Raw genomic sequence first — 19,524 nt, 5'->3', positions numbered from 1 at the left:
ATTTGACCAAAGCGACACCACCTCCCTACCCTTCCATCCAATGAACAAATTGGACAAAGAAACCTTTTCCTTCTGGGTAACTCACCCCGAAGAACTATTACCCACTGATTTACAACAACTAAAGGAGGCCATTGCTGCTTACCCCTATTGTCAGTCGCTGTATTTACTCGCGGCCAAGGCAACCTCGGTGCACCAGAAAAGTCACGCCATCGAGTATGTCCGGCAGGCTGCCGCCCACGCCCTGAGCCGCAATGCGCTGCGAAAACTGATCGAGAATGAATTTCAGTGGTCCGAAAACCTGTTGAGTCGCCTGAATGAGTTGTCGCTCAAGCAGGTGCCCATTCCCGACGATTATACGAAGGAAAGTTACGAGTTGTTCAAACGAAAGGCGGAGCAAACCCATACGTTTTTCGCCAATCCCATTTTTGATTTTGCCAAATCGGTGGGCGAACTGCCGGTAGTTGAAAGCCCGGCAGACGAGATCGACAGCCCCCCTGAGACAATGGAAGTAATTCTACCGATGATCGACGAGGTGATTATTGCGGAGAAAGTCCTCCAAACGACGCTGGAACAGCAGGAAGCGACCATCGAGGAACCAAAACCGGATTCGGTGCCGGACCCCGAGCGCCACCGTCAACTCCTGATTATCGAGGATTTCATCAAACGGGAACCCATGATCCAACGTCCGCGGATGCATACCAGCGAGCAGGCCGACCAGGAAGACCTGACCCGTCGGATGCCGGCGAATTCGGGTGCCCCCATTACGGAAGCCTTCGCGCAGATTCTGGCCCGGCAGGGGAAGTCGGAGCGCGCGATTGACATTTACGTGAAACTTATGTTGAAAAATCCGGAAAAAAAGGTTTATTTTGCGGAGAAAATTGAGGCCCTGAAGAAGCCAAATGATCAATAAACGACTCCTTTTTCTTAACAATACGCTTACTTAAATAACCGCAAGGGCAAATCGAAATGCTAACGGCAATCATTGTATTAATTTGTATCTGTACCGTACTTCTGATTTTAGTAGTACTCATTCAAAATTCAAAAGGGGGCGGTTTGTCCGGCGAGTTTGGTGGCCTCGGCTCCAACCAGCTGATGGGCGTAAAAAAAACCACCGATTTGCTGGAACAGATTACCTGGGGACTCGGTATCGCCATCATGGTATTGACACTTTCTACCTACATCGTGATCGACCGGAACCCCGTTGGCTCCACCATCAACAGCGCCAACGTCGACGCTGCGGCTACGAAAACGGTTCCGGGAGCTGGCCTGCAAGCGCCTGCCCAACAGCAAGCGGCTCCGGCAACGGCACCCCAGAGCGGAACGGCGGCTAAATAATCCGCTTTGATCGGAAAACTCCAGAGAATCTAAGACATTGACTTTCAGACCTGTAGGGATTAATCAGCCGTACAGGTCTTTTTTTGATCATATTTTCTGGTTCAGAAAGTATAAACCCGCGGATCGGTTTCGTTGTAAAGGCAGGTTTTGCATCCTGAATCTTCGTCCAGCCTGATGAGAAAAAGTGCCTTTGCGCCGATTGCCGCCCTTTTCTGTTTCGTTACCGCTTCCTGTCATCGTCCCTACGCACGGTATCAGCCCATCCCCGTCGAGTCGTTTCGCTCGTCCGGCATCCCCAAACCGGTGATCGCCGAAACCGATTCGGTTGTCGTTCAGGCCATCGAATGGCCCCGAATCGCGACGGCTCCCGAACAATCCGAAGCCCCGCTCCCGGACTTTCACGCATCGTCGGCCGTGGTTCCGCCCACCCGGTCGGTTGAGCACCACGCCCGGCAAGCCACCTCAACCCTGGTCAATCAGGGAGCGCAGGCATTCGAAACGAATGCCTTACCGCAACCCCGGCCCAAAACCGGTAAAAAGAAAACGCTGCGGGAAATTCTGGGTCTGAAACCCCGGAAGAAACTCAACTGGTGGCAACGCATCCCGTGGCAACTCAAGGCGTCGATCCCGGTTATTGGGGTCGCCATCGTTTTTGCCGTTCTGAACATCACCATCCTGGCCATCATCTTTGGCGTCCTCGGTGCTTTCCTGCTCATTCGCGGGATGAAACGATCCTTCAAAGTCCGCCGACCGTGGTTTTGAATTGGTTTACGGTATTCAGTTTATGGTGCCTGATGCAAGAGGAAAAAGCATAGCTTCAGCCACCGAAAACTGAATACAGAAAACCGTAAAGCGTAAACCGTCAGTCCATTTGCGTCGGCAGCCGCACCCGCTCGCCATTTTTGCGGTGGAGACGGTACATAACCGATAGCACCACGTTGTTTTTGTCGCCAATGTTGACTGGAGCCTGGTCGTATTGATTGACCCAACCGGCCTGAACGATCCAGTTGCGGTCGATCTGGTAACCCAATCCGGCATAAACCCGGTTTCGTTCGAGGTGGGGTGCCTTGAAGTTCAGGAACAGCTCATCGTAAATTGATACGAACACGGTTTTGGGTTGGATGGTCATGGCATTCAGCGGAATCATCAGGTTCATCCGGTAACGAACCCGGTTGCGGAACCGGCCCTGAATCGCCACGTTTTCCGGTGTCGATTCGCCAAACCACCGCTGCTCGACCCGGTAACGGTGTTCGAACTTCAACCGCTCTACATTCTGGCTCATGGTGATCTGTTCCCACAGGCGGGTTTCAAGAATCTGCGGGCCATCGGCCAGATCCCGGAAATTGTAGGTATGATACCGACCGGTGGCCACCATGGCCGAAAAAGCCGGGCCTAAATCGTAGCTGATTCCTCCTTTTACTTCGTAGTAATTGACCTGATCGAAGAGGGTATTCGACCGCACCTGACCCTCGACAAAACCGCCCCAGCCCCGTTCGCGGGCGGGCAGTTGAACCGTGCCGATAAACCAGGTGCCCAAGGGTTGCGGTTTCGGCTGTGCCTGGACAGCATATGGAAGGAGAATTAAGCACAATCCCGCCAATCGACGGGCCATTTTCAGGAATCCGGGGCCGGGCACAACGTCGGATAAAGGCAAAAAATTATTCACCGCGGTTGGCGGGCCAGAATACGTAGAGATCATTGAAGGTGACTTGGTGTCGTAATTTCCAGCAAAAATACGAAACCCGTCACCCGAAAAAAACCGCCGGAGACCGAATGGTCAGTTAATAAAGCGAAAGGTGAACGGATACTTGTAATATTCGCCATTATTGGCTTTCACCCCGGCAATCACGGAGAAAACGAGACTCAGGATGCCCAACACAATCAGAATGGGAAGACCAATAACGACAATGATCAGCAGCAGGGCAATGCAAAACGCAATCGTCATCGTGATCTGAAAATTCACGGCTTCTTTGCCGTGATAATCGACGAACGCCGATTTGTCTTTCTGAATCTGCCAAACCACCACGGGGCCGATGACATTACCAAAAGGGATGATAAAACCGGCTAAAGCACTGAGGTGGGCCAGCATCCCCCACAGTCGTTCGTCGGAAGGGCTGAGGGGTGTTACCGATGACGGAGGCAGCGGGTTGTTGTAGGGTTGGTTTTCCATGATCGTAAGTGATTTAACAACAACCAAGTACGAGGAAAGAAATGATTTTTGCAATCTTTGTTTAAAAATCAGTTTGTTGGGTCAATCTACCAAAATGGAAACCTTACTGAGCGCCATCCGGCAACTGCAATCCATCCCGGAACCGTTGGAAAACGCATTGCGGCAAACACTTCGGCGGCACGAACTGCCCCGGCGGCACTGGTTGCTGCAACCCGGACAGGTTAGCGAGCGGATTTTCTTCATCGAGAAAGGAGTCGCCCGCGGGTATTACCTGAAAGACGACCGGGAAGTAACCTCCTGGTTTATGAAGGAGTCGGATTTCATCATCTCAATCGTTAGCTTTTACTCCCGGCAACCCGCTCAGGAATACATTGAATTACTGGAAGACAGTGTGTTATGGTCCATAACGTACGACCAGCTCCAGCGGTTGTACGACGCTTTTCCTGAATTTAACAAAGTGGGCCGTCTGCTGACCGAACGGTATTATTTGCTGAGCGAACGACGGGCGCAGAACCTCCGGATGCAATCGGCCCAGGAACGATACACGCAGTTGCTGGCTGATTTTCCGGATAGTTGCAGGCGGCTTCCGCTGAAATACATCGCTTCCCACCTGGGTTTGTCACCAGAAACCGTGAGTCGGTTACGGGCCAATATAGCCGGAATAACTTGAACCGAACTTGATATTTGTCAATTTTTTGCAGACTGGCAATGGGTTATTTTGGCTGTTCACCAAATCCCGCTACGGCCATGCTACCGGTTATTTTTGTCACCTTCGCTTTCTGCTTTCTGCTCGAACGGTTTTTCCCCGGCTGGAAACTACCGCCGGTTCCGACCTGGACCATTCGCGTTCTGGCGGTTAATTTCATTCAGTTGCTGGTGGTTCTGCTGGCGGGTTTTACGTGGGAACAGTGGTTGTCGAGCCATTCACTGTTCGCGTTGTCCAGGCATGTCAATCCGGTTTGGGGTGGAATCATCGCCTATTTCATCGCTACCTTCGTGTTTTACTGGTGGCACCGCTGGCGGCATACGGTCGATTTTCTCTGGACGCATTTTCATCAAATTCACCACAGTCCGCAACGGATCGAAGTCATCACCTCATTTTACAAGCACCCGCTGGAAATGACGGTTAACTCGGTGATTGGCAGTTTGCTGGTGTACACCTTGCTGGGTTTGAGTCCCGAAGCAGGTGCAATTTACACGCTTTGCACCGCACTGGGTGAGTTTTTTTACCACACCAACGTAAAGACACCCCGCTGGATCGGCTATATTTTTCAGCGCCCCGAAATGCACCGGATTCACCACGAGTACAACAAACACACCAATAATTACGGCGATATTGTCTGGTGGGACATGCTGTTTGGAACCTATCAGAATCCGAAAGAGTTCAACTCAACGTGTGGTTTTGACAACGACAAGGAACAGCAGTTGAGCGAGATGTTGCGCTTTCGGGATGTTCACAAAAATCCAACCCAGAAAACAGAATGAAACCCGTTATTACCCTCGAATACTGCCCGAAATGTGGCTGGCTGATGCGCTCGGCCTGGATGGCGCAGGAAATATTAACCACTTTTACCGAAGATGTTCACGGCGTACTGCTTCACCCGTCGGAAATCAGCGGGCGGTTTTCGGTGCAGATTGACGGCAAGAAGATTTTTGACCGGAAGGAAGCGGGGCGGTTTCCGGAGATCAAGGAATTGAAGCAACTGATCCGGGATGTGGTCAATCCGGAAAAATCATTGGGTCATTCGGAGAAAAAAGGAGGGATCTGAATCCAGATCCCTCGCTGTCTGCTAGCTCAGTTCCACAACCCAGTCGTCCTGCACCACCACCGTACCTTCTTTCAGGATGACCTGTTTGACGGTTCCGGCTTTCGGCGCGGCCACGATACTTTCCATTTTCATGGCTTCGATGACGAACAACGGCTGGTTTTTGGCAATGACATCACCCGGTTTGACCAGAATTTTGGTCAGACGGCCTTGCAACGGAGAACCCACGTCGCCATCCTTGCTGACTTTGGCATTGGCCTCAAACTCGACTTTCTGCGACCGGTCGCGCACCTGAACCTGGCGGCTTTGGCCGTTGAGCTCAAACGTCACCATCCGGTTTCCATGTTCGTCGGGTTCCGACACATACAACAGCCGCACGAGAATGTTTTTGCCCTCATCGATCTCGATCAGGATTTCCTCGTTTTCCTTCAAACCGTACAAAAACGCCGGTGTTGGAATGATGCTGACGTCACCGTGCTTCTGTACAGCTTTATAGTATTCTTCGTATACTTTCGGATACATCTGGTACGATAGATAATCCAGAAAGCCCTCGTTCATCGGAAATTTCTCTTCAAACGTTTTGAAGTCTTCTTCAAAATTAATGGGGCTCAGTTTTTCATTCGGACGACCGGTCAGCGGTTCTTCGCCTTTCAGAATGATGTCCTGAAGTTCGGACGGAAAACCGCCGTAGGGCTGCCCCAGTTCGCCTTTGAAGAAGCCTTTAACCGATTCCGGGAATGAAAGCGATGCGCCTTTCTTCATGACATCCTCCGCCGTCAGGTTGTTGGAGGTCATGAACAGCGCCATGTCGCCCACCACTTTCGACGATGGTGTCACCTTGACAATGTCCCCGAACATCTTGTTGACAACCACGTAGTTTTTCTTCAGCGTCTCGAACTTATCGCCCAGCCCCAGCGCAATTGACTGCGGTTTCAGGTTCGAGTACTGTCCACCCGGTATTTCGTTCTGGTACACCTCCGCACTGCCGGCCTTCATGCCCGACTCAAACGGATAATACCATTCCCGAACATCTTCCCAGTAATTGGAATAGGCATTCAGCGAATTCAGGTTAATCTCGCTTTCGCGCTCATGGCCCTGCAACATCGCCACCACGGAGTTAAAATTGGGTTGTGACGTCAGACCCGACAAGGCACCCAGTGCACAATCCACAATATCGACTCCGGCATCGACCGCTTTCAGATACGTTGCCGCCTGAATCGACGAGGTGTCGTGTGTGTGCAGGTGAACGGGAATGTTGACGGCCTGCTTCAGTTCCCGCACCAGCACTTCGGCCGCCAGCGGTTTCAGCAAACCAGCCATGTCCTTGATCGCCAGCAAATGCGCCCCTTCGTCTTCCAACTGGCGGGCCATATCGAGGTAATACTGTAAGGTGTATTTCTTCTGATCGGGAGCCAGCATGTCGCCGGTGTAGCAAATCGCGGCTTCGGCCAGCGCATCGGTGCGTTCGCGAACGGCTTTGATACTGACTTTCATGGCTTCGACCCAGTTCAGGGAATCGAAAATCCGGAAAACGTCGATGCCGGATTCCCACGATTTCTCCACGAATTTCTCAATCAGATTATCCGGATAGGCTGAATAGCCCACTGCGTTGGAGCCACGAAACAGCATTTGCAGGAGCATATTCGGCATGGCTTCGCGGAATTTTTTCAACCGCGTCCACGGGTTTTCGTGCAAAAACCGCATGGCTACGTCGAATGTTGCCCCCCCCCAGACTTCCATCGAGAACAATTCCGGGTGGTTTTTGGCGAAACCTTCGGCCACATTCATCAAATCTTTCGTCCGCACCCGCGTTGCGAGCAGCGACTGGTGGCCGTCGCGGAAGGTGGTGTCAGTATACAAAACCGGTTTCTGATCGCGCACCCACTCCACAAATTTATCACGTCCAAGTTCCGTCAAACGGTCTTTGTTTCCTTTCGGATAGTCGCCAAACCGGTCAAAAATCGGAATAACCGGCGTCCGGAATTTTTGGGTTGGCCCTTTCGATCCCGGTTTCACTTTCACTTCCGGATTCCCGTTGACGATCACATCCGCCAGGTAATTCAGCGCACGCGTTGAGCGGTCTTTCGGTTTACGGAGGTCGAACAGTTCGGGGTGGTTTTCGATGAACGACACCCGGGCGTCACCCGCCTGGAAAATCGGGTGGTCGATCACGTTCAGCAGGAACGGAATGTTGGTTTTTACCCCGCGAATCCGGAATTCGACCAACGCCCGTTTCAGCCGCTGGGTAGCTCCGCGGAGCGTCCGGCCCCGCGCCGAAACCTTCACGATCATCGAATCGAAATACGGCGAAATTTTCACGCCGGGATACGAACTACCTTCGTCGAGCCGAATGCCAAAACCGGCCGCGTTGCGGTAGGCAATGATGGTTCCGAAGTCGGGACGGAACCCGTTGGCGGGGTCTTCGGTCGTAATCCGGCACTGGATGGCGTAGCCGTTCAGCGGAATCTCGTCCTGGTGGTTGATGTAAATGCCGTTGTCCGACAATTTATATCCCATCGCAATCAGAATCTGCGTCCTTACCAGATCGATACCGGTTACTTCTTCCGTGATGGTGTGCTCGACCTGGATCCGCGGATTGACTTCGATGAAGTAGATATTTTCCTGCTTATCGACCAGAAATTCCACCGTACCGGCATTGGAATAATTGGCCTGACGCCCGATTTTCAGGGCATATTCATACAGTTTATTTTTGGTTTGCTGCTTCAGCCCAAACGAGGGTGCCACTTCGACAACCTTCTGAAAACGACGCTGAACCGAGCAATCCCGTTCGTAGAGGTGAACAATGTTGCCGTGCGTATCGCCCAGCAACTGCACTTCGATGTGTTTGGGATCGATGACGAATTTTTCCAGAAAAATCGTGTCATCCCCAAAGGCATTCTTCGCTTCGTTGCGGGCTTCGTTGAAGGACTTTTCAAATTCTCCTTCTTCCCGAACCACACGCATCCCGCGACCTCCCCCACCGGCAACGGCTTTGATCATCACCGGGAATCCGATTCGTTTGGCCTCGGAAATCGCAACCGCGTAGTCTGATATATCGATCCGGCTGTCGGGAATCATCGGCACATCGGCTTTGGTCGCCAGGTTTTTGGCCCGGACTTTATCGCCCAGGGCTTCCATGGCTTCCGGCGTTGGCCCCACGAAAATGATGCCTTCTTCCCGGCACCGGCGCGCCAGCGTCACGTTCTCCGATAAGAAGCCGTAGCCTGGATGGATCGCATCGATTTTTTTGTATTTCGCCAGTTTGATGATGCCTTCAATGTCCAGATAGGGTTTCAGCGGTTCGTCGTCGCGACCAATCTGGTAGGCTTCATCGGCTTTGTAACGGTGAAGTGAATACCGGTCTTCGTAGGTATAAACGGCGACAGTAGTGATTCCTAACTCGGTAGCGGCCCGCATGATGCGGATGGCGATTTCGCCCCGGTTGGCGACGAGCAGGCGATTAATCGGGCGAATGTAATCTTTCATGGGTCCCAAAAAATGCAGGATGGGGTTTCGAAACTGGTGAACAATGCAGCAAGTTTAGGGAAAAGTTTGTAAAAATCAGGTTTTACCTAAGGTTCATTGGAAAAGACTGGTTTTTCGCAAAATAGTACAGCATTGATTGTACCAGAGTAGGATTGACTCCTTACATCACCGGTTTTCATGCATTTTGGGACCATTCAATCATTATTTCCGTCTGCCACCTGTCTTGGCTTCAAAATTGTCTTCTTTTACCGATATCATCCTATCCTTACATCATGTGGCTTTACATCTCCCTGCTATCGTCTCACGGCGAGAAGTTTACGGTTAAGCTCTTCTCAACGGAGATCGACCATCAAATGGAACTCGTCAATCAATTGTATACGGCTGGATTTCAGATGATTTCAGCGTTTCTGATCGACCGGGAAGGAAAGCGGACCGATTTGCCGCTGGAAGCATTCGACGGTGCGCCCATGGCTGCGAACCTACAGGAATTGAGACTGGCGTATTTGCAGATTTTAAGTACATAGTGGGTTAGCGGGAAGGCCGGTCAGCGGTTTTTGCCGAAAAACCGCTGACCGAATCCTGTTACACCTTCACCAATTTCCAGCGTCCCCGGCGGAAAACCCAGACCGCAATCACTGCCAGCAATGATTCACTGAAGGCTACCGACCAGAATACGCCTTCCGGTCCCCAGTTAAATGTATTCGCCAGCAGATACGCCAGCGGTATTTCGATCACCCAGAAACAGACCACGTTGATGAGCGTTGGCGTTCGGGTATCACCGGCTCCGTTCAACGCCTGGCTGATGACCATGCCGTAGGCGAAAAAGACGTACCCCAGACAGAAAATCCGCAGGCACTGCACCGCAATTTCCACCACCTTCGGGTCGCGGTTGAACAGGCCGACGATTTCGCTGGCGCCGGTGTAGAACAATATACCGACCCCCAGCAGAAACAGCATGTTACAGAAAGCCGCCCGCCAGGCCGAGGTTTCGGCCCGCTCGGGTTGCCCCGCACCGAGATTCTGGCCAACGAGCGTTGCGGCCGCATTCGCCATGCCCCACGACGGCATGATCGTAAAAATCATGATCCGAATGGCTATCGTATAGCCCGCAACGACATCGCTGCCGAACGTCGAGAGTATACGCGTCAGGAAAACCCAACTCGCCGAACCCACCAGAAACTGCGCCGTTCCGCCGGCAGCGATGCCCAGCAGGTTGCGGATGATGCCGGTATGCGGGCGAAAATCTGTGGCAGCGACCTGAACGATGCGGCCGTTTCGCATCAGACTATACAATTGATAAACCGCCCCCGCCGAGCGGCCAATCGTGGTGGCAATGGCCGAACCGACCACGCCCATTTCGGGAATTGGCCCCCAGCCAAAGATAAAAATGGGACAAAGCGCAATGTTGAGTCCGTTGGCAATCCAGAGCGACCGCATGGCTGTGGAAGCCTCCCCCGCGCCCCGCAAACACCCGCTCAGGGTATAGAGCAGAATGATAGCGGCTGAACTGGCAAAAATCAGCCGTGTAAATCCGGAACCGTTGGCAATGAGTTGCTCGTTGCCGCCCATCAGCCGCAGAATATCTTCGGCAAAAACCGCCCCCGGAATACCGATGACCAGGGCAATTCCGATGGAAACCAGGATAACCTGCGCCACCGATTTGCCGGCTTCGCGCGCATTGCCTTCGCCGACGCGCCTGGACACCAGGGCCGTTGCGGCCGTACTCAACCCAATGGCGATGGAATAAACAATGGTTAGAACCGACTCGGTCAGGCCCACGGTGGCGACGGCTTCTGTACTGATTTTGGCGACAAAAAAGACGTCGACGACCGCAAAAAGAGACTCCATCACCATCTCCAGCACCATCGGAACCGACAGCATGAAAATGGCCCGGTTGATGCTACCGGAGGTATAGTGATTTTCTGTACCGCGCAAAGCGGCTAGTAACAGGCGAAAAAATTTCGTCATGATTGAAAACAGGAAACCGGCGACGGAATCGCCGAATAAGACAACAGCTTGAATACGGAAAGTTCAGATCGTCGGTCGGTCAGACAGGACGATTGAAAGAGACGTGGAGGGGACCCTTAGCGGGTGAGGGTGTTCATGGGCTTTTCGCTTTGAGACTGCAAATGTACAGAAAGATTTTAGCCAAAAAAGAAAGTTTGAGGAAAACATATTATTTTTTTGAGAATAAAAGCGTAACTTTGTACCGCTTAAAGGTAGTACGCCCATGAACCTATTTGCCGATTTCGGCCCCTTCCGCTTCCGCTAAAAACCGTTTGTGTATTCCACGGTTATATTCTTTATTCTCATATATTCTTTATTCTCACGTAATTTAAGGTTATTGGACCCGGGATCGGCGATTCGTGCGTCGAATCGGTGCTGTGATCCGTTCAGTACCTTCCTAACTAGTTTCCTCTATGATTGAAAATCACAAACAGCCCGAAACTGCGGTGCTGGTGGCCCTGGTAACGCAGAAGCAGTCGGCCGAAAAAACCCAGGAATACCTGGACGAACTGGCCTTTCTGGCCCAGACGCTGGGCGTCATTACCGTCAAATCGTTTATCCAGAAACTCGACCAGCCCGACACCCGAACGTATGTGGGGAAAGGGAAGCTGGAAGAGATCCGCACGTTCGTAATTGACAACCCGGTCGATATGGTCATTTTTGACGACGATTTGAAGCCCTCGCAGGTCCGGAACCTGGAAGCGGCCTTTACGGACGTCAAAGTGCTGGACCGGAGTCTGTTGATTCTGGACATCTTCGCAATGCGGGCGCAAACCGCCCAGTCGAAATTGCAGGTTGAACTCGCTCAGTATCAGTATATGTACCCCCGTCTGACCCGGATGTGGACCCACTTAAGCCGGATGAAAGCCGGAGTGGGAACCCGGGGTCCGGGTGAAAAGGAACTCGAAACCGACCGCCGGATTGTGCAGGATCGGATCGCATTTCTAAAAGAGAAGCTGGAAAAAATTGATAAACAGAGCTACACCCGGCGCAAGGAGCGCGACCGGCTGGTGCGGGTTTCGCTGGTAGGCTACACCAACGTGGGCAAGTCGACGCTGATGCGGACGCTCGCCAAAGTGGAGGTGTTTGCCGAAAACAAGCTATTCGCCACGGTCGATTCCACGGTTCGTAAAGTGGTACTGGGCAACATCCCGTTTCTGCTGACCGACACCGTTGGTTTCATCCGAAAGTTGCCCACAACGCTGGTCGAAGCCTTTAAATCGACGCTCGATGAGGTACGCGAAGCCGATATTTTGTTGCATGTGGTGGATGTTTCCCATCCGTCGTTTGAAGAACACATTGGGATCGTCAACGATATTTTAACGGAAATCGGAGTCGGTGGTCCGGCGGGAGAAAAACCGACGGTACTGGTATTCAACAAAATAGACCAGTTTGAACCCCGCGACGAGTGGATGCACCAGGAGGACGATTTTGACGACGATTTGCCGGTGGCGATTCGGAAGCAAACCGCCCTCGATTATTTGAAAAAGACGTATTTAACGCAAAAAGCGGAACACGTTGTTTTCATCTCGGCGGAGACGCGCGAGAACATCGAAGAGTTGCGTAACCTGCTGTATGCCATGGTGAAAGAGAAGCACTACGCCATCTACCCCAACTGGCTGGAGGTGCCGCTGGGCAACTGGGCCGAGGAAGCCGATGATACCGGCAATTTTGGTAAATAACAGATTTCTAAGCATTTTTGCGTATACTACCACATTTCAAACCTAGAAGGTTCGAAAGGCCTTCCAGGTTTTTTCTGGTCTCATAGTTCAACGGATAGAATAGAAGTTTCCTAAACTTTAGATCTGGGTTCGATTCCCGGTGGGACCACAAATACGCTTTTTTGACGCATTTAAGGCACATTGCAATTATTGGGGTCACGTCTGGGGTCAAATAGCATTTTTACCCCAGGCCTTTTTAACCACTTTTATCTTATCCTCTCCCCGCAGCGTTCGGTAAATCATCGTAGTTTCAATGCTGCCGTGACCCATCAGTCCGCTTAAATCCGTAATGTCAATCTTGCGCTCCAGGCTGATCATGGCAAAGGTATGACGTCCGGTATGGGAAGAAATGTATTCATGTAAAAAATATTCTTCGTCAAACCGCTGGCCGTTTCGGTACTGGGTATCGATCACCCGGCGATTTAATCCCGCTCTTTTAGCAGCTTCCTTGATGTACTCGTTATAATTCTGACTGGTGATCAGGGGCAACTTACCATTGTACTTATTGAGAATTTCAATGGCCAGCTCCGAAAGCGGCAAAAGGTTTTCCCTCCTACCCTTCTGCTGCACCAACCGGAGCACCGGTGCCACCTCGTTGTCTTCGCCCTGCATCTCGATGAGGTTCCCCGGCCGGGCGTGAGGCAGATCGCTCCAGCGGAGACCAGTAAAACACTGGAATAGAAAAACGTCCCGTTGTCTGGCGAGGTAATCCGGAAGATCTGCCGCCTGTAATTTTATGACCTCATCCCATTTCAGGGCTTCCCGTTGAACGATCGACCGGTAGGTTGGAAAGTCTTCAAAATCGCCGGGCACGTTGAGTCCGCACTTCCGGGCGTATTTCATGACCGCTCTGACCTTTTTTAACGCATTGTAGGCCGTATCGTCCGTGACGCCGGTCGACATCATATACTGAATGAATCGGTTCGCAAACTGCGTCGTTACATCATGGAAGTCCAACTCTGGAGAGAACCTTTTTAGGTGGTCTCTTACCGGAATGAAATGCCGAATATAGTTGTGGGACTTGATCGCCCGGTGCTCCGAAATAAATTGATCCCAGAAAGTATAAAAACGAATCTGTTCCGGTTCTGGCTCAGGTTCCGGATCCGGAGCTTTTACCGGTTTTGGAGCCTGATTTAATTCCTCAATCCGTATGCGCTCGACCTCAGCCTGTACCTGGGCCTCGGTAGGTATGCCGGTAAATCCATCGAAATAATCATAAAGGCAATCGGAATACGTATCGAGTATCCTATTTACTTTCCGGTTTTTGGTCTGGAGCTTTTTGCGTTCCTTTTTTCTACCGGTTAGCGGGTCTTTGATCGATTCGGTCAGTTCAATGATCTCGTCGGGTTTGACCACCTGTCCGGAGCTGAACCTGATTTTCCGCTGAGACCAGCAGACACGGAAATGAATTTGGCAAAATCCTTCCTTATCCACCCGGTCCGATCGGATGTAGCGAGATATTTCCATTGTTGTTTACTGTTTGATTATATTTGCTTAGAACGTTTCAAACGAAAATCACCATGTCGCAAGTAGCAAATACCCGCATCGCAAGTGTAAAAATCGACACTCTTGAATTAGATTTAATTCAGAAGAAGGCGCAAGAAATTGATAAGCACATTGAAGCTATAAAACGACTGGTCTGCGAAATCAACGAATCCAACGTCAATCTGGTTGTGTCGAATTTATAATCCGTTCTACCAATTCGTCCGGTAAATCCTTGTATTTTATGGTATAACTACTGAGGTCTTCGGCCACATCGACCGTAATGCTTCCGGCTGGAAATTGGCTTAGTTCCGATTTAAAAGGCTCCAATTTGGCTTGTACACGTTCGTTAATTCGATCGACGATTGAGTCTTTAATTGCGCTCCTAAGGCCATCGTATTGACGGCCATTATAGGTAGTAGTAATGGTTATCTTCATCTTTTCGATCGTTCGTCTGAAATTTTGCAACCCACCCGGTCCGATCGGATGTAGCGAGATATTTCCATAAGTGATTGGTTCTATCGCTTGCCTTTTAACTCGAAAAATGTACCATCTAACGAGGTATCAGAAATCAAAACTGCGGTCGGAGATATTGTGCCGTATTTCGTGCCACTGTTGTAGATTCCAAACGTATTTCCGGATTCGTGTTTCAGTTCAACAGAAACCTTATCGAATTCAAAAAGACTTACTGTTCCAACAGTGATAGTGGGGAAAATACTAACGTGAGTGTTGTCTATCTTTTCTACCAGCATCTCTCCATTTGCGCCAGGCTGGGGAAAAGTCAATGTCGTTTTCCCTTCTGTATAGGAGGTTATTGCGTATTTTCCTGTTAATCCTTTAGTAAAATCAGGATCAATCTCGGCCTCTTTTTCGGCTTCCTTTCCGCAACCAACCAGAGAAAATACAAAAAGAAGGACAAAAAAGTGGTTGAATAGGTTTTTCATATACAAGTTGAGTTTAAACTAATACTTACCTTACTGGGGCATCATAAATTTTTACAATTACCCATATTTGCTTTATGTCATCAGCCTTGACGAAATACGGATTAGGTGGAGGGTTATCGGAGTGCAGCATAAAGCCTCTCTTCTCTTCATATTGATTCTCTACGATTCGTTTAACTACTACCTCCTCGCCATATTGAACTGCCAAAACCTGAGGCCGGATTAAGCGAAACGAATCGTGCTCAACCCTGTATGCTAAAACCTTTGCACCTGAAATGAGCTGAGGCTCCATTGAGTCGCCGTCAATTTTTATAATCCACCATTCCTTTTTCTCCATTCCTGGTGGAATTGCGGACGCTCTGACCCGTATGGTCTCTTGGGGCATCTGCCAATATCTTTCCGCATCCAAACCCGCTCTGGCGGTCTGTGGCAAATATGGCAGTTCTATATAGGTTTCTTCTAAGGGGATAGGTTCGGCTTTATGGTAATGGTTTCTTGGATCGTCAATGACAGAGCCTGATAATTGGTTTCGATAATACATAGTTGAACGGGTGTTTGTGGTGTCATTTTTCTGGATTTGTTGTTTGTTCATTACTTTTTCACGCGTGATCTGTAAGGGACTTTCGGATAACATTTGCCATACCTTATCTCCCAACTTCTCCTTTCCGATGTAATAGGAAACATTGCTGCGAACCTTACCAATAGCCTCCCCAGCCGCTTCTAACGTTATGTTGTTTACTTCTAGATATTGCTTTAATGCTCGACCTTCATGGTCACTTACCTGAGAATTTTTATTCGATTTCAGCCAGGGTCCAACGCCTGAAGAAAGCCACTCAAAAGAAGCTCCTGTATGCTTGGCGATTTTAATTAATGTCCTGTTTGTTATCTTTTCACGTGATTTTTCTGAGAGCATTTTACTCAGAAAGTCTTCTCTCAGCCCAATTCGCTCAGCAAATGACCGCTGCTCCCCTTGGTCAAAATGGCTAATTAACTTTCTCAGCCTATACCTCTTTGCCTCTTCGTCTGTTTTTGCATGAAGAGTCGGCGGGTCAAAAAGATTGTATGATGGTAATCTGGGCAAATCGACTTCATTATTGAGCCAGTCGGAAGAGTTGGTGCCGGTCAATAGCGATATTCTCTCGATAAAATCCCCATCTGGGAGCATCTTCCCAGACTCCAACCCTTGAATAACCTCAACAGGAACCCGTAACTGTTCTGCCATCTCCACTGGAGACCAATCATAATGAGACTGAGCTAAAATCATTTTTTCGGCAAACGTCACGGTTGTAGTTATTTTTTTTGACGTTCACCTGCAAATGTTTGCAAGAAATTTGTAATATTTGCTAACATTCTATGTGAACGGTCAATAATTCATTTGAATATCTTTCAAGTAATATACAAACATGGCGCGAACAAAAACAAACCCAGGTCCCGTACAGAGTAACCCAGAGAGTTACTCCTACTACCAAGCGGCATTAGAATCCCTCGGCAGGGCTGAGGTTATGAAGCATTGCCAAGGAATTTCCCACGAAACCCTCCGTGCTTTCGCGGTTGGAACGCCTGTATCCCCAAGTAGTGAGTTATTGATAATCAATGCAATACATGATGCACAAAGCGCATTGGTTCAAAAAAATGAGCGCACTAAGCTTTTAATAAAAAAAGGAGCCATGGCTTTGTGATTTTTTAGTAAATGGTTCTTCAAAATGCCCAAAAATAGGCACGAATCCTCCTGCTAAATACCTCCCGTGTCCAATTCCAGGTTGAATAACTTGAACAACTCGCAAATATTTTTTTGACCATTAACTTGCATATTGTTCAAATTAATTTGACATTTGAGCAAGTTACTTATACGACGGTCAAATAAGATGGAAACCAGACTCGCTAGGGAGCTATTACCCAAACCAACACCACGCATGGAAACGCCTGACATCGCCAAAGAGCTGGCTGAAATCAAGCAATTGACCCGCCTTTCGGCCATTCGCCAGAAGCTGCTGTACGATGTGGAGGATGTGGCCTTTCTCACCAGCTTTTCGCCTGATACGGTGTACAACTGGATTCACAAAGGCCGTCCGATCAACGGAGGGAAAAAACACATCTTCCTCAAGCCTGCGGCCGGGATTGTCGATCGGGGAGTCCGCATTTTCCCGGATGAGCTGGAGTATTTTCTGTCCCATTTCCCACCGGCCAAAGCCTGATAGCCACGATGAAAAAGGTCATTCTGGAACTATCAGCCCGTGACGCTGAGGTCATCGAAAAGCTGCTGGAGATGTCCAGCGAAGAACTCCGCTACCGGAAGTTCATCCGGCAATCGGCCGGCATCAGCCTCGGCGAGCTGCAGCACGTCGACAAGGTACGCAAACGCATCACTACTCAACTTCATAAGTCATGACCACTTCTATCGCCTTTCAAGCTGCCGGTCTGTTGTTCGGCTCCGCACTCACCAGCTCCACCGGCTTGGCCATCTTTCTGACCTGGTGGGATAGCCTGAAACTGGAAAAGCAAACGCGTATCCTGAAACGTCTGCGGTCACTGCGGCTGTGGGTACAGGACAGCCTGATCCTGCTTGCCGGAGGCCTTGCCGCCCTGCTCTTCTGTGTTGCGCTGGCCTATTTCACCCGGTAAGTTATGGAGCATCCGACGGTCGTCATCTACCAGCCCGAGCCCGGCATTCTCATTTTCGATCCGGTCGATCCCATCCCTGTAGTCACTCCTAAACCCGCTCAGTGATCATGAAAACCCTTTTAGTCATGCTGACCATTCTTGTGATCCTCGTCTGCCTGTCGGTGCGAATCGAGGCTTACCGAACCCACCGTACCGACGAATTGCCCCTATGGACCGGTTGCCTGTTTCTGGCGGTGCTGGCCATCTGCATCATACCTGACCATTCAAATAAAAGCCGGTGAAATACTTCCTGCACGATACGAACGCTTTCCAAGACGAGAAGATAACCGAACTCTATATGCGGTACGGTTACGAGGGGCTAGGTCTATTCTATACGGTACTTGAAAAGCTGGCGGCACAGGAAAAACCGGTTAAAACCATCGTGCTGAAACGTCAGCTTGAAGTGGGGAGACGCCTTGAAAAATGCTGGAGTTTTCTGGAAGAAATCGGGCTCATATCATCGTCGAATGGTGAAACTTCCAACAAAAGACTGACAAACTATCTCGAAACTTTCGACAAAAAACGAGAAAATACGAAGATTCGAGTTTCACAACACCGTGAAAATAAGCAAGATACGAAAGATGTAACGCGTTACAACCGCGTTAGTAACGCTCCTAATAGTATAGTACTTAATAGTAATATAATAGAAGATGTTGTTGATGATGTTAAAACGCGCGAAGGCGAAAATTTGCCGGTAGACCCACAGGCCACTTCGCCCCCTATCACCCCCGTTGCGCGGCCCCCCTCTTCCCCCGATGAGTTGTCCGAAATTTTAAGCGAACACGAAACCCGCCTTCAGGCCGATTCGGAATTCGTGCGAACAACCGCTCGGGCGCTGGGCGTCAAAGACGCTGCCGGGGAGTACGATACCGCAAAAATCATCAGCATGATCGGGCGGTTTTTCGCCGAACAAACCATCGCCCAGAACCAGCGAGCCCGGATCTGGGGTGAAGCCAAAAGCCATTGCTACAACTGGATTAGGAAAAAAATCGAAGAACAACCCGTTACCAATGAGCAGCGAACTTATCACAGCGCAAACAGCCAGTCAGTTGCCCGTTCAGGCAGTCCAAGAGCAACTAAAGCACTTGCAATTACAACCGACGACGAGCTCCTTGATTACATGCAGAATGGGCAAGAAAGTGGCTGACGCCACGGTCAACGACCTGAATGCCCTGCTGAATGGCATCATCGCCCTGATCGGGATCAAGGTTTCGGCGGAGGACAAGCCTGAACACCTGAAAACCGTACTGACGGTTTTGAAATGGATTCAGAGTCAGTACGCAACCTGGACGATCGAAGAAATCAAGCTGGCGTATGAGCTGCTGGTTTCGCGCAAACTGGGCATTGAGGTTTACAGGGCCATCGATCCGAATTACTTCTCCGACGTGATGGCTGCCTACCTGCGGTTTCGGCAAGGCAATGTCGAGTTGCAGCGCGTCTACCGGGACCAACTGCTTTTGCCCGAATCAACGCCTAAAGAGCCTGATCAGGACGAAGCGGAGAAGTGGATGGAATTCACGCTCAAACGCGCCGTCGAAACCGTCAAACACGGGGGGCAGTATCAGGACCTGGGCAATGCGCTGTACGACTGGCTCGATTCGAAAGGGAAAATCCAGATGAGCAAGGAGCAGAAAATTGGTTTCTGGAACCGGGCTATCGACGAAATCACCTGGGATATCGCCAACAACCAGGGCAAAAACAAAACCCTGCACGAAACAGAACGCACCAAGCAGATCCGCGATCTGGCCAGCCTGATCAACGGCATGCTGACACCGACGGCTTCTAACCGGGTCCTCACCTATGCAAAAGTTCTGGCACTCAATCACTACCTCGTCAGCTTGATTCCCGAATCGGATTTCGTCGTGGTCGTCTCCAGTCTCAAATCAACCCCATCACTGTAACCATGCTTATCGCTAAAATCTTGTTTCTGGCCCTCATCTGCCTGGCTGCTTACC

Annotated in this window: 22 protein-coding genes and 1 tRNA gene; 16 read left to right on the top strand and 7 right to left on the bottom strand. The window is 50.3% G+C overall.

Annotated elements, in window-relative coordinates; genetic code table 11:
• Positions 1–40: 40 nt before the first annotated feature.
• The 3 genes from FH871_RS24370 to FH871_RS24360 all read left to right on the top strand — a co-directional run bounded on the left by FH871_RS24370 (position 41) and on the right by FH871_RS24360 (position 2,097).
• On the top strand, positions 41–910 hold the full coding sequence (locus tag FH871_RS24370) for a hypothetical protein (RefSeq protein ID WP_138994043.1): 870 nt from the start codon (positions 41–43) through the stop codon (positions 908–910).
• Positions 911–966: 56 nt separating this feature from the next.
• Positions 967–1,335 (top strand): preprotein translocase subunit SecG, encoded by a 369-nt coding sequence (gene secG / locus FH871_RS24365; RefSeq protein WP_138994042.1) that lies wholly within the window; start codon positions 967–969, stop codon positions 1,333–1,335.
• A gap of 174 nt (positions 1,336–1,509) precedes the next feature.
• Positions 1,510–2,097, top strand: coding sequence for a hypothetical protein (locus FH871_RS24360; protein WP_138994041.1), 588 nt, complete (start codon positions 1,510–1,512; stop codon positions 2,095–2,097).
• 100 nt (positions 2,098–2,197) lie between these two features.
• Here FH871_RS24360 and FH871_RS24355 read toward each other — a convergent pair whose 3' ends face one another.
• Together FH871_RS24355 and FH871_RS24350 are read right to left on the bottom strand one after the other, a co-directional pair.
• The gene (locus FH871_RS24355) at positions 2,198–2,872 is read right to left on the bottom strand and encodes a DUF2490 domain-containing protein (RefSeq protein ID WP_229317542.1); all 675 of its coding nucleotides are present in this window, start codon (positions 2,870–2,872) and stop codon (positions 2,198–2,200) included.
• A 240-nt stretch (positions 2,873–3,112) separates the two neighbouring features.
• Complete coding sequence (locus tag FH871_RS24350; protein WP_138994040.1) at positions 3,113–3,505, bottom strand: DUF4870 domain-containing protein; 393 nt, start codon at positions 3,503–3,505, stop codon at positions 3,113–3,115.
• Positions 3,506–3,599: 94 nt separating this feature from the next.
• Between FH871_RS24350 and FH871_RS24345 the strand changes: the two genes are divergently transcribed.
• The 3 genes from FH871_RS24345 (at position 3,600) to FH871_RS24335 (ending at position 5,274) form a co-directional block, all read left to right on the top strand.
• On the top strand, positions 3,600–4,175 hold the full coding sequence (locus tag FH871_RS24345) for a Crp/Fnr family transcriptional regulator (protein ID WP_138994039.1): 576 nt from the start codon (positions 3,600–3,602) through the stop codon (positions 4,173–4,175).
• 77 nt (positions 4,176–4,252) lie between these two features.
• Positions 4,253–4,990 (top strand): sterol desaturase family protein, encoded by a 738-nt coding sequence (locus FH871_RS24340; protein WP_138994038.1) that lies wholly within the window; start codon positions 4,253–4,255, stop codon positions 4,988–4,990.
• Positions 4,987–5,274 (top strand): SelT/SelW/SelH family protein, encoded by a 288-nt coding sequence (locus FH871_RS24335; protein ID WP_138994037.1) that lies wholly within the window; start codon positions 4,987–4,989, stop codon positions 5,272–5,274. Before FH871_RS24340 ends, FH871_RS24335 begins: the two co-directional genes overlap by 4 nt.
• A 21-nt stretch (positions 5,275–5,295) precedes the next feature.
• On the opposite strand, the gene FH871_RS24330 is transcribed toward FH871_RS24335, so the two are convergent.
• Complete coding sequence (locus tag FH871_RS24330; protein ID WP_138994036.1) at positions 5,296–8,757, bottom strand: pyruvate carboxylase; 3,462 nt, start codon at positions 8,755–8,757, stop codon at positions 5,296–5,298.
• Positions 8,758–9,029: 272 nt separating this feature from the next.
• Here FH871_RS24330 and FH871_RS24325 point away from each other — a divergent pair, with 272 nt between their 5' ends.
• Entirely contained in the window at positions 9,030–9,281 is a 252-nt protein-coding gene (locus FH871_RS24325) for a hypothetical protein (RefSeq protein WP_138994035.1), read from the top strand.
• Positions 9,282–9,339: 58 nt separating this feature from the next.
• On the opposite strand, the gene FH871_RS24320 is transcribed toward FH871_RS24325, so the two are convergent.
• The gene (locus FH871_RS24320) at positions 9,340–10,725 is read right to left on the bottom strand and encodes an MATE family efflux transporter (protein ID WP_138994034.1); all 1,386 of its coding nucleotides are present in this window, start codon (positions 10,723–10,725) and stop codon (positions 9,340–9,342) included.
• Between the two features lie 452 nt (positions 10,726–11,177).
• Between FH871_RS24320 and hflX the strand changes: the two genes are divergently transcribed.
• Both hflX and FH871_RS24310 read left to right on the top strand, forming a co-directional pair.
• Positions 11,178–12,446 (top strand): GTPase HflX, encoded by a 1,269-nt coding sequence (hflX, locus tag FH871_RS24315; protein ID WP_114409768.1) that lies wholly within the window; start codon positions 11,178–11,180, stop codon positions 12,444–12,446.
• Positions 12,447–12,522: 76 nt separating this feature from the next.
• Positions 12,523–12,594, top strand: a tRNA-Arg gene (locus tag FH871_RS24310).
• A 59-nt stretch (positions 12,595–12,653) separates the two neighbouring features.
• Here FH871_RS24310 and FH871_RS24305 read toward each other — a convergent pair.
• Positions 12,654–13,952 (bottom strand): site-specific integrase, encoded by a 1,299-nt coding sequence (locus tag FH871_RS24305; protein ID WP_138994033.1) that lies wholly within the window; start codon positions 13,950–13,952, stop codon positions 12,654–12,656.
• A gap of 53 nt (positions 13,953–14,005) precedes the next feature.
• Between FH871_RS24305 and FH871_RS33285 the strand changes: the two genes are divergently transcribed.
• Positions 14,006–14,173: a hypothetical protein gene (locus tag FH871_RS33285; RefSeq protein ID WP_171062937.1), complete on the top strand. Its 168-nt coding sequence runs from the start codon at positions 14,006–14,008 to the stop codon at positions 14,171–14,173.
• A gap of 312 nt (positions 14,174–14,485) precedes the next feature.
• On the opposite strand, the gene FH871_RS24300 is transcribed toward FH871_RS33285, so the two are convergent.
• Positions 14,486–14,911, bottom strand: coding sequence for a hypothetical protein (locus tag FH871_RS24300; protein WP_138994032.1), 426 nt, complete (start codon positions 14,909–14,911; stop codon positions 14,486–14,488).
• Between the two features lie 25 nt (positions 14,912–14,936).
• Positions 14,937–16,190: a S24 family peptidase gene (locus FH871_RS24295; protein ID WP_138994031.1), complete on the bottom strand. Its 1,254-nt coding sequence runs from the start codon at positions 16,188–16,190 to the stop codon at positions 14,937–14,939.
• Positions 16,191–16,821: 631 nt separating this feature from the next.
• On the opposite strand from FH871_RS24295, the gene FH871_RS24290 reads away from it, so the two are divergent.
• The 6 genes from FH871_RS24290 (at position 16,822) to FH871_RS24270 (ending at position 19,470) form a co-directional block, all read left to right on the top strand.
• Positions 16,822–17,103, top strand: a complete 282-nt coding sequence (locus FH871_RS24290) for a helix-turn-helix domain-containing protein (RefSeq protein WP_138994030.1) — start codon at positions 16,822–16,824, stop codon at positions 17,101–17,103.
• Positions 17,104–17,111: 8 nt separating this feature from the next.
• On the top strand, positions 17,112–17,297 hold the full coding sequence (locus FH871_RS24285; protein WP_138994029.1) for a hypothetical protein: 186 nt from the start codon (positions 17,112–17,114) through the stop codon (positions 17,295–17,297).
• A complete protein-coding gene (locus FH871_RS24280; protein WP_138994028.1) occupies positions 17,294–17,530 on the top strand; it encodes a hypothetical protein in 237 nt (78 codons plus the stop codon). The genes FH871_RS24285 and FH871_RS24280 overlap by 4 nt, the downstream gene beginning before the upstream one ends.
• A 107-nt stretch (positions 17,531–17,637) precedes the next feature.
• On the top strand, positions 17,638–17,811 hold the full coding sequence (locus FH871_RS33280; RefSeq protein WP_171062936.1) for a hypothetical protein: 174 nt from the start codon (positions 17,638–17,640) through the stop codon (positions 17,809–17,811).
• On the top strand, positions 17,808–18,716 hold the full coding sequence (locus tag FH871_RS24275; protein ID WP_138994027.1) for a Lin1244/Lin1753 domain-containing protein: 909 nt from the start codon (positions 17,808–17,810) through the stop codon (positions 18,714–18,716). Before FH871_RS33280 ends, FH871_RS24275 begins: the two co-directional genes overlap by 4 nt.
• Positions 18,697–19,470 (top strand): hypothetical protein, encoded by a 774-nt coding sequence (locus FH871_RS24270; protein ID WP_138994026.1) that lies wholly within the window; start codon positions 18,697–18,699, stop codon positions 19,468–19,470. Before FH871_RS24275 ends, FH871_RS24270 begins: the two co-directional genes overlap by 20 nt.
• Positions 19,471–19,524: the final 54 nt, after the last annotated feature.

The sequence above is a fragment of the Larkinella sp. C7 genome, from assembly GCF_006149005.1.
Classification (GTDB): domain Bacteria; phylum Bacteroidota; class Bacteroidia; order Cytophagales; family Spirosomataceae; genus Larkinella.
The sequence above is the reverse complement of the archived record's forward strand: the minus strand, read 5'-3'. Positions and strand labels throughout refer to the sequence as shown.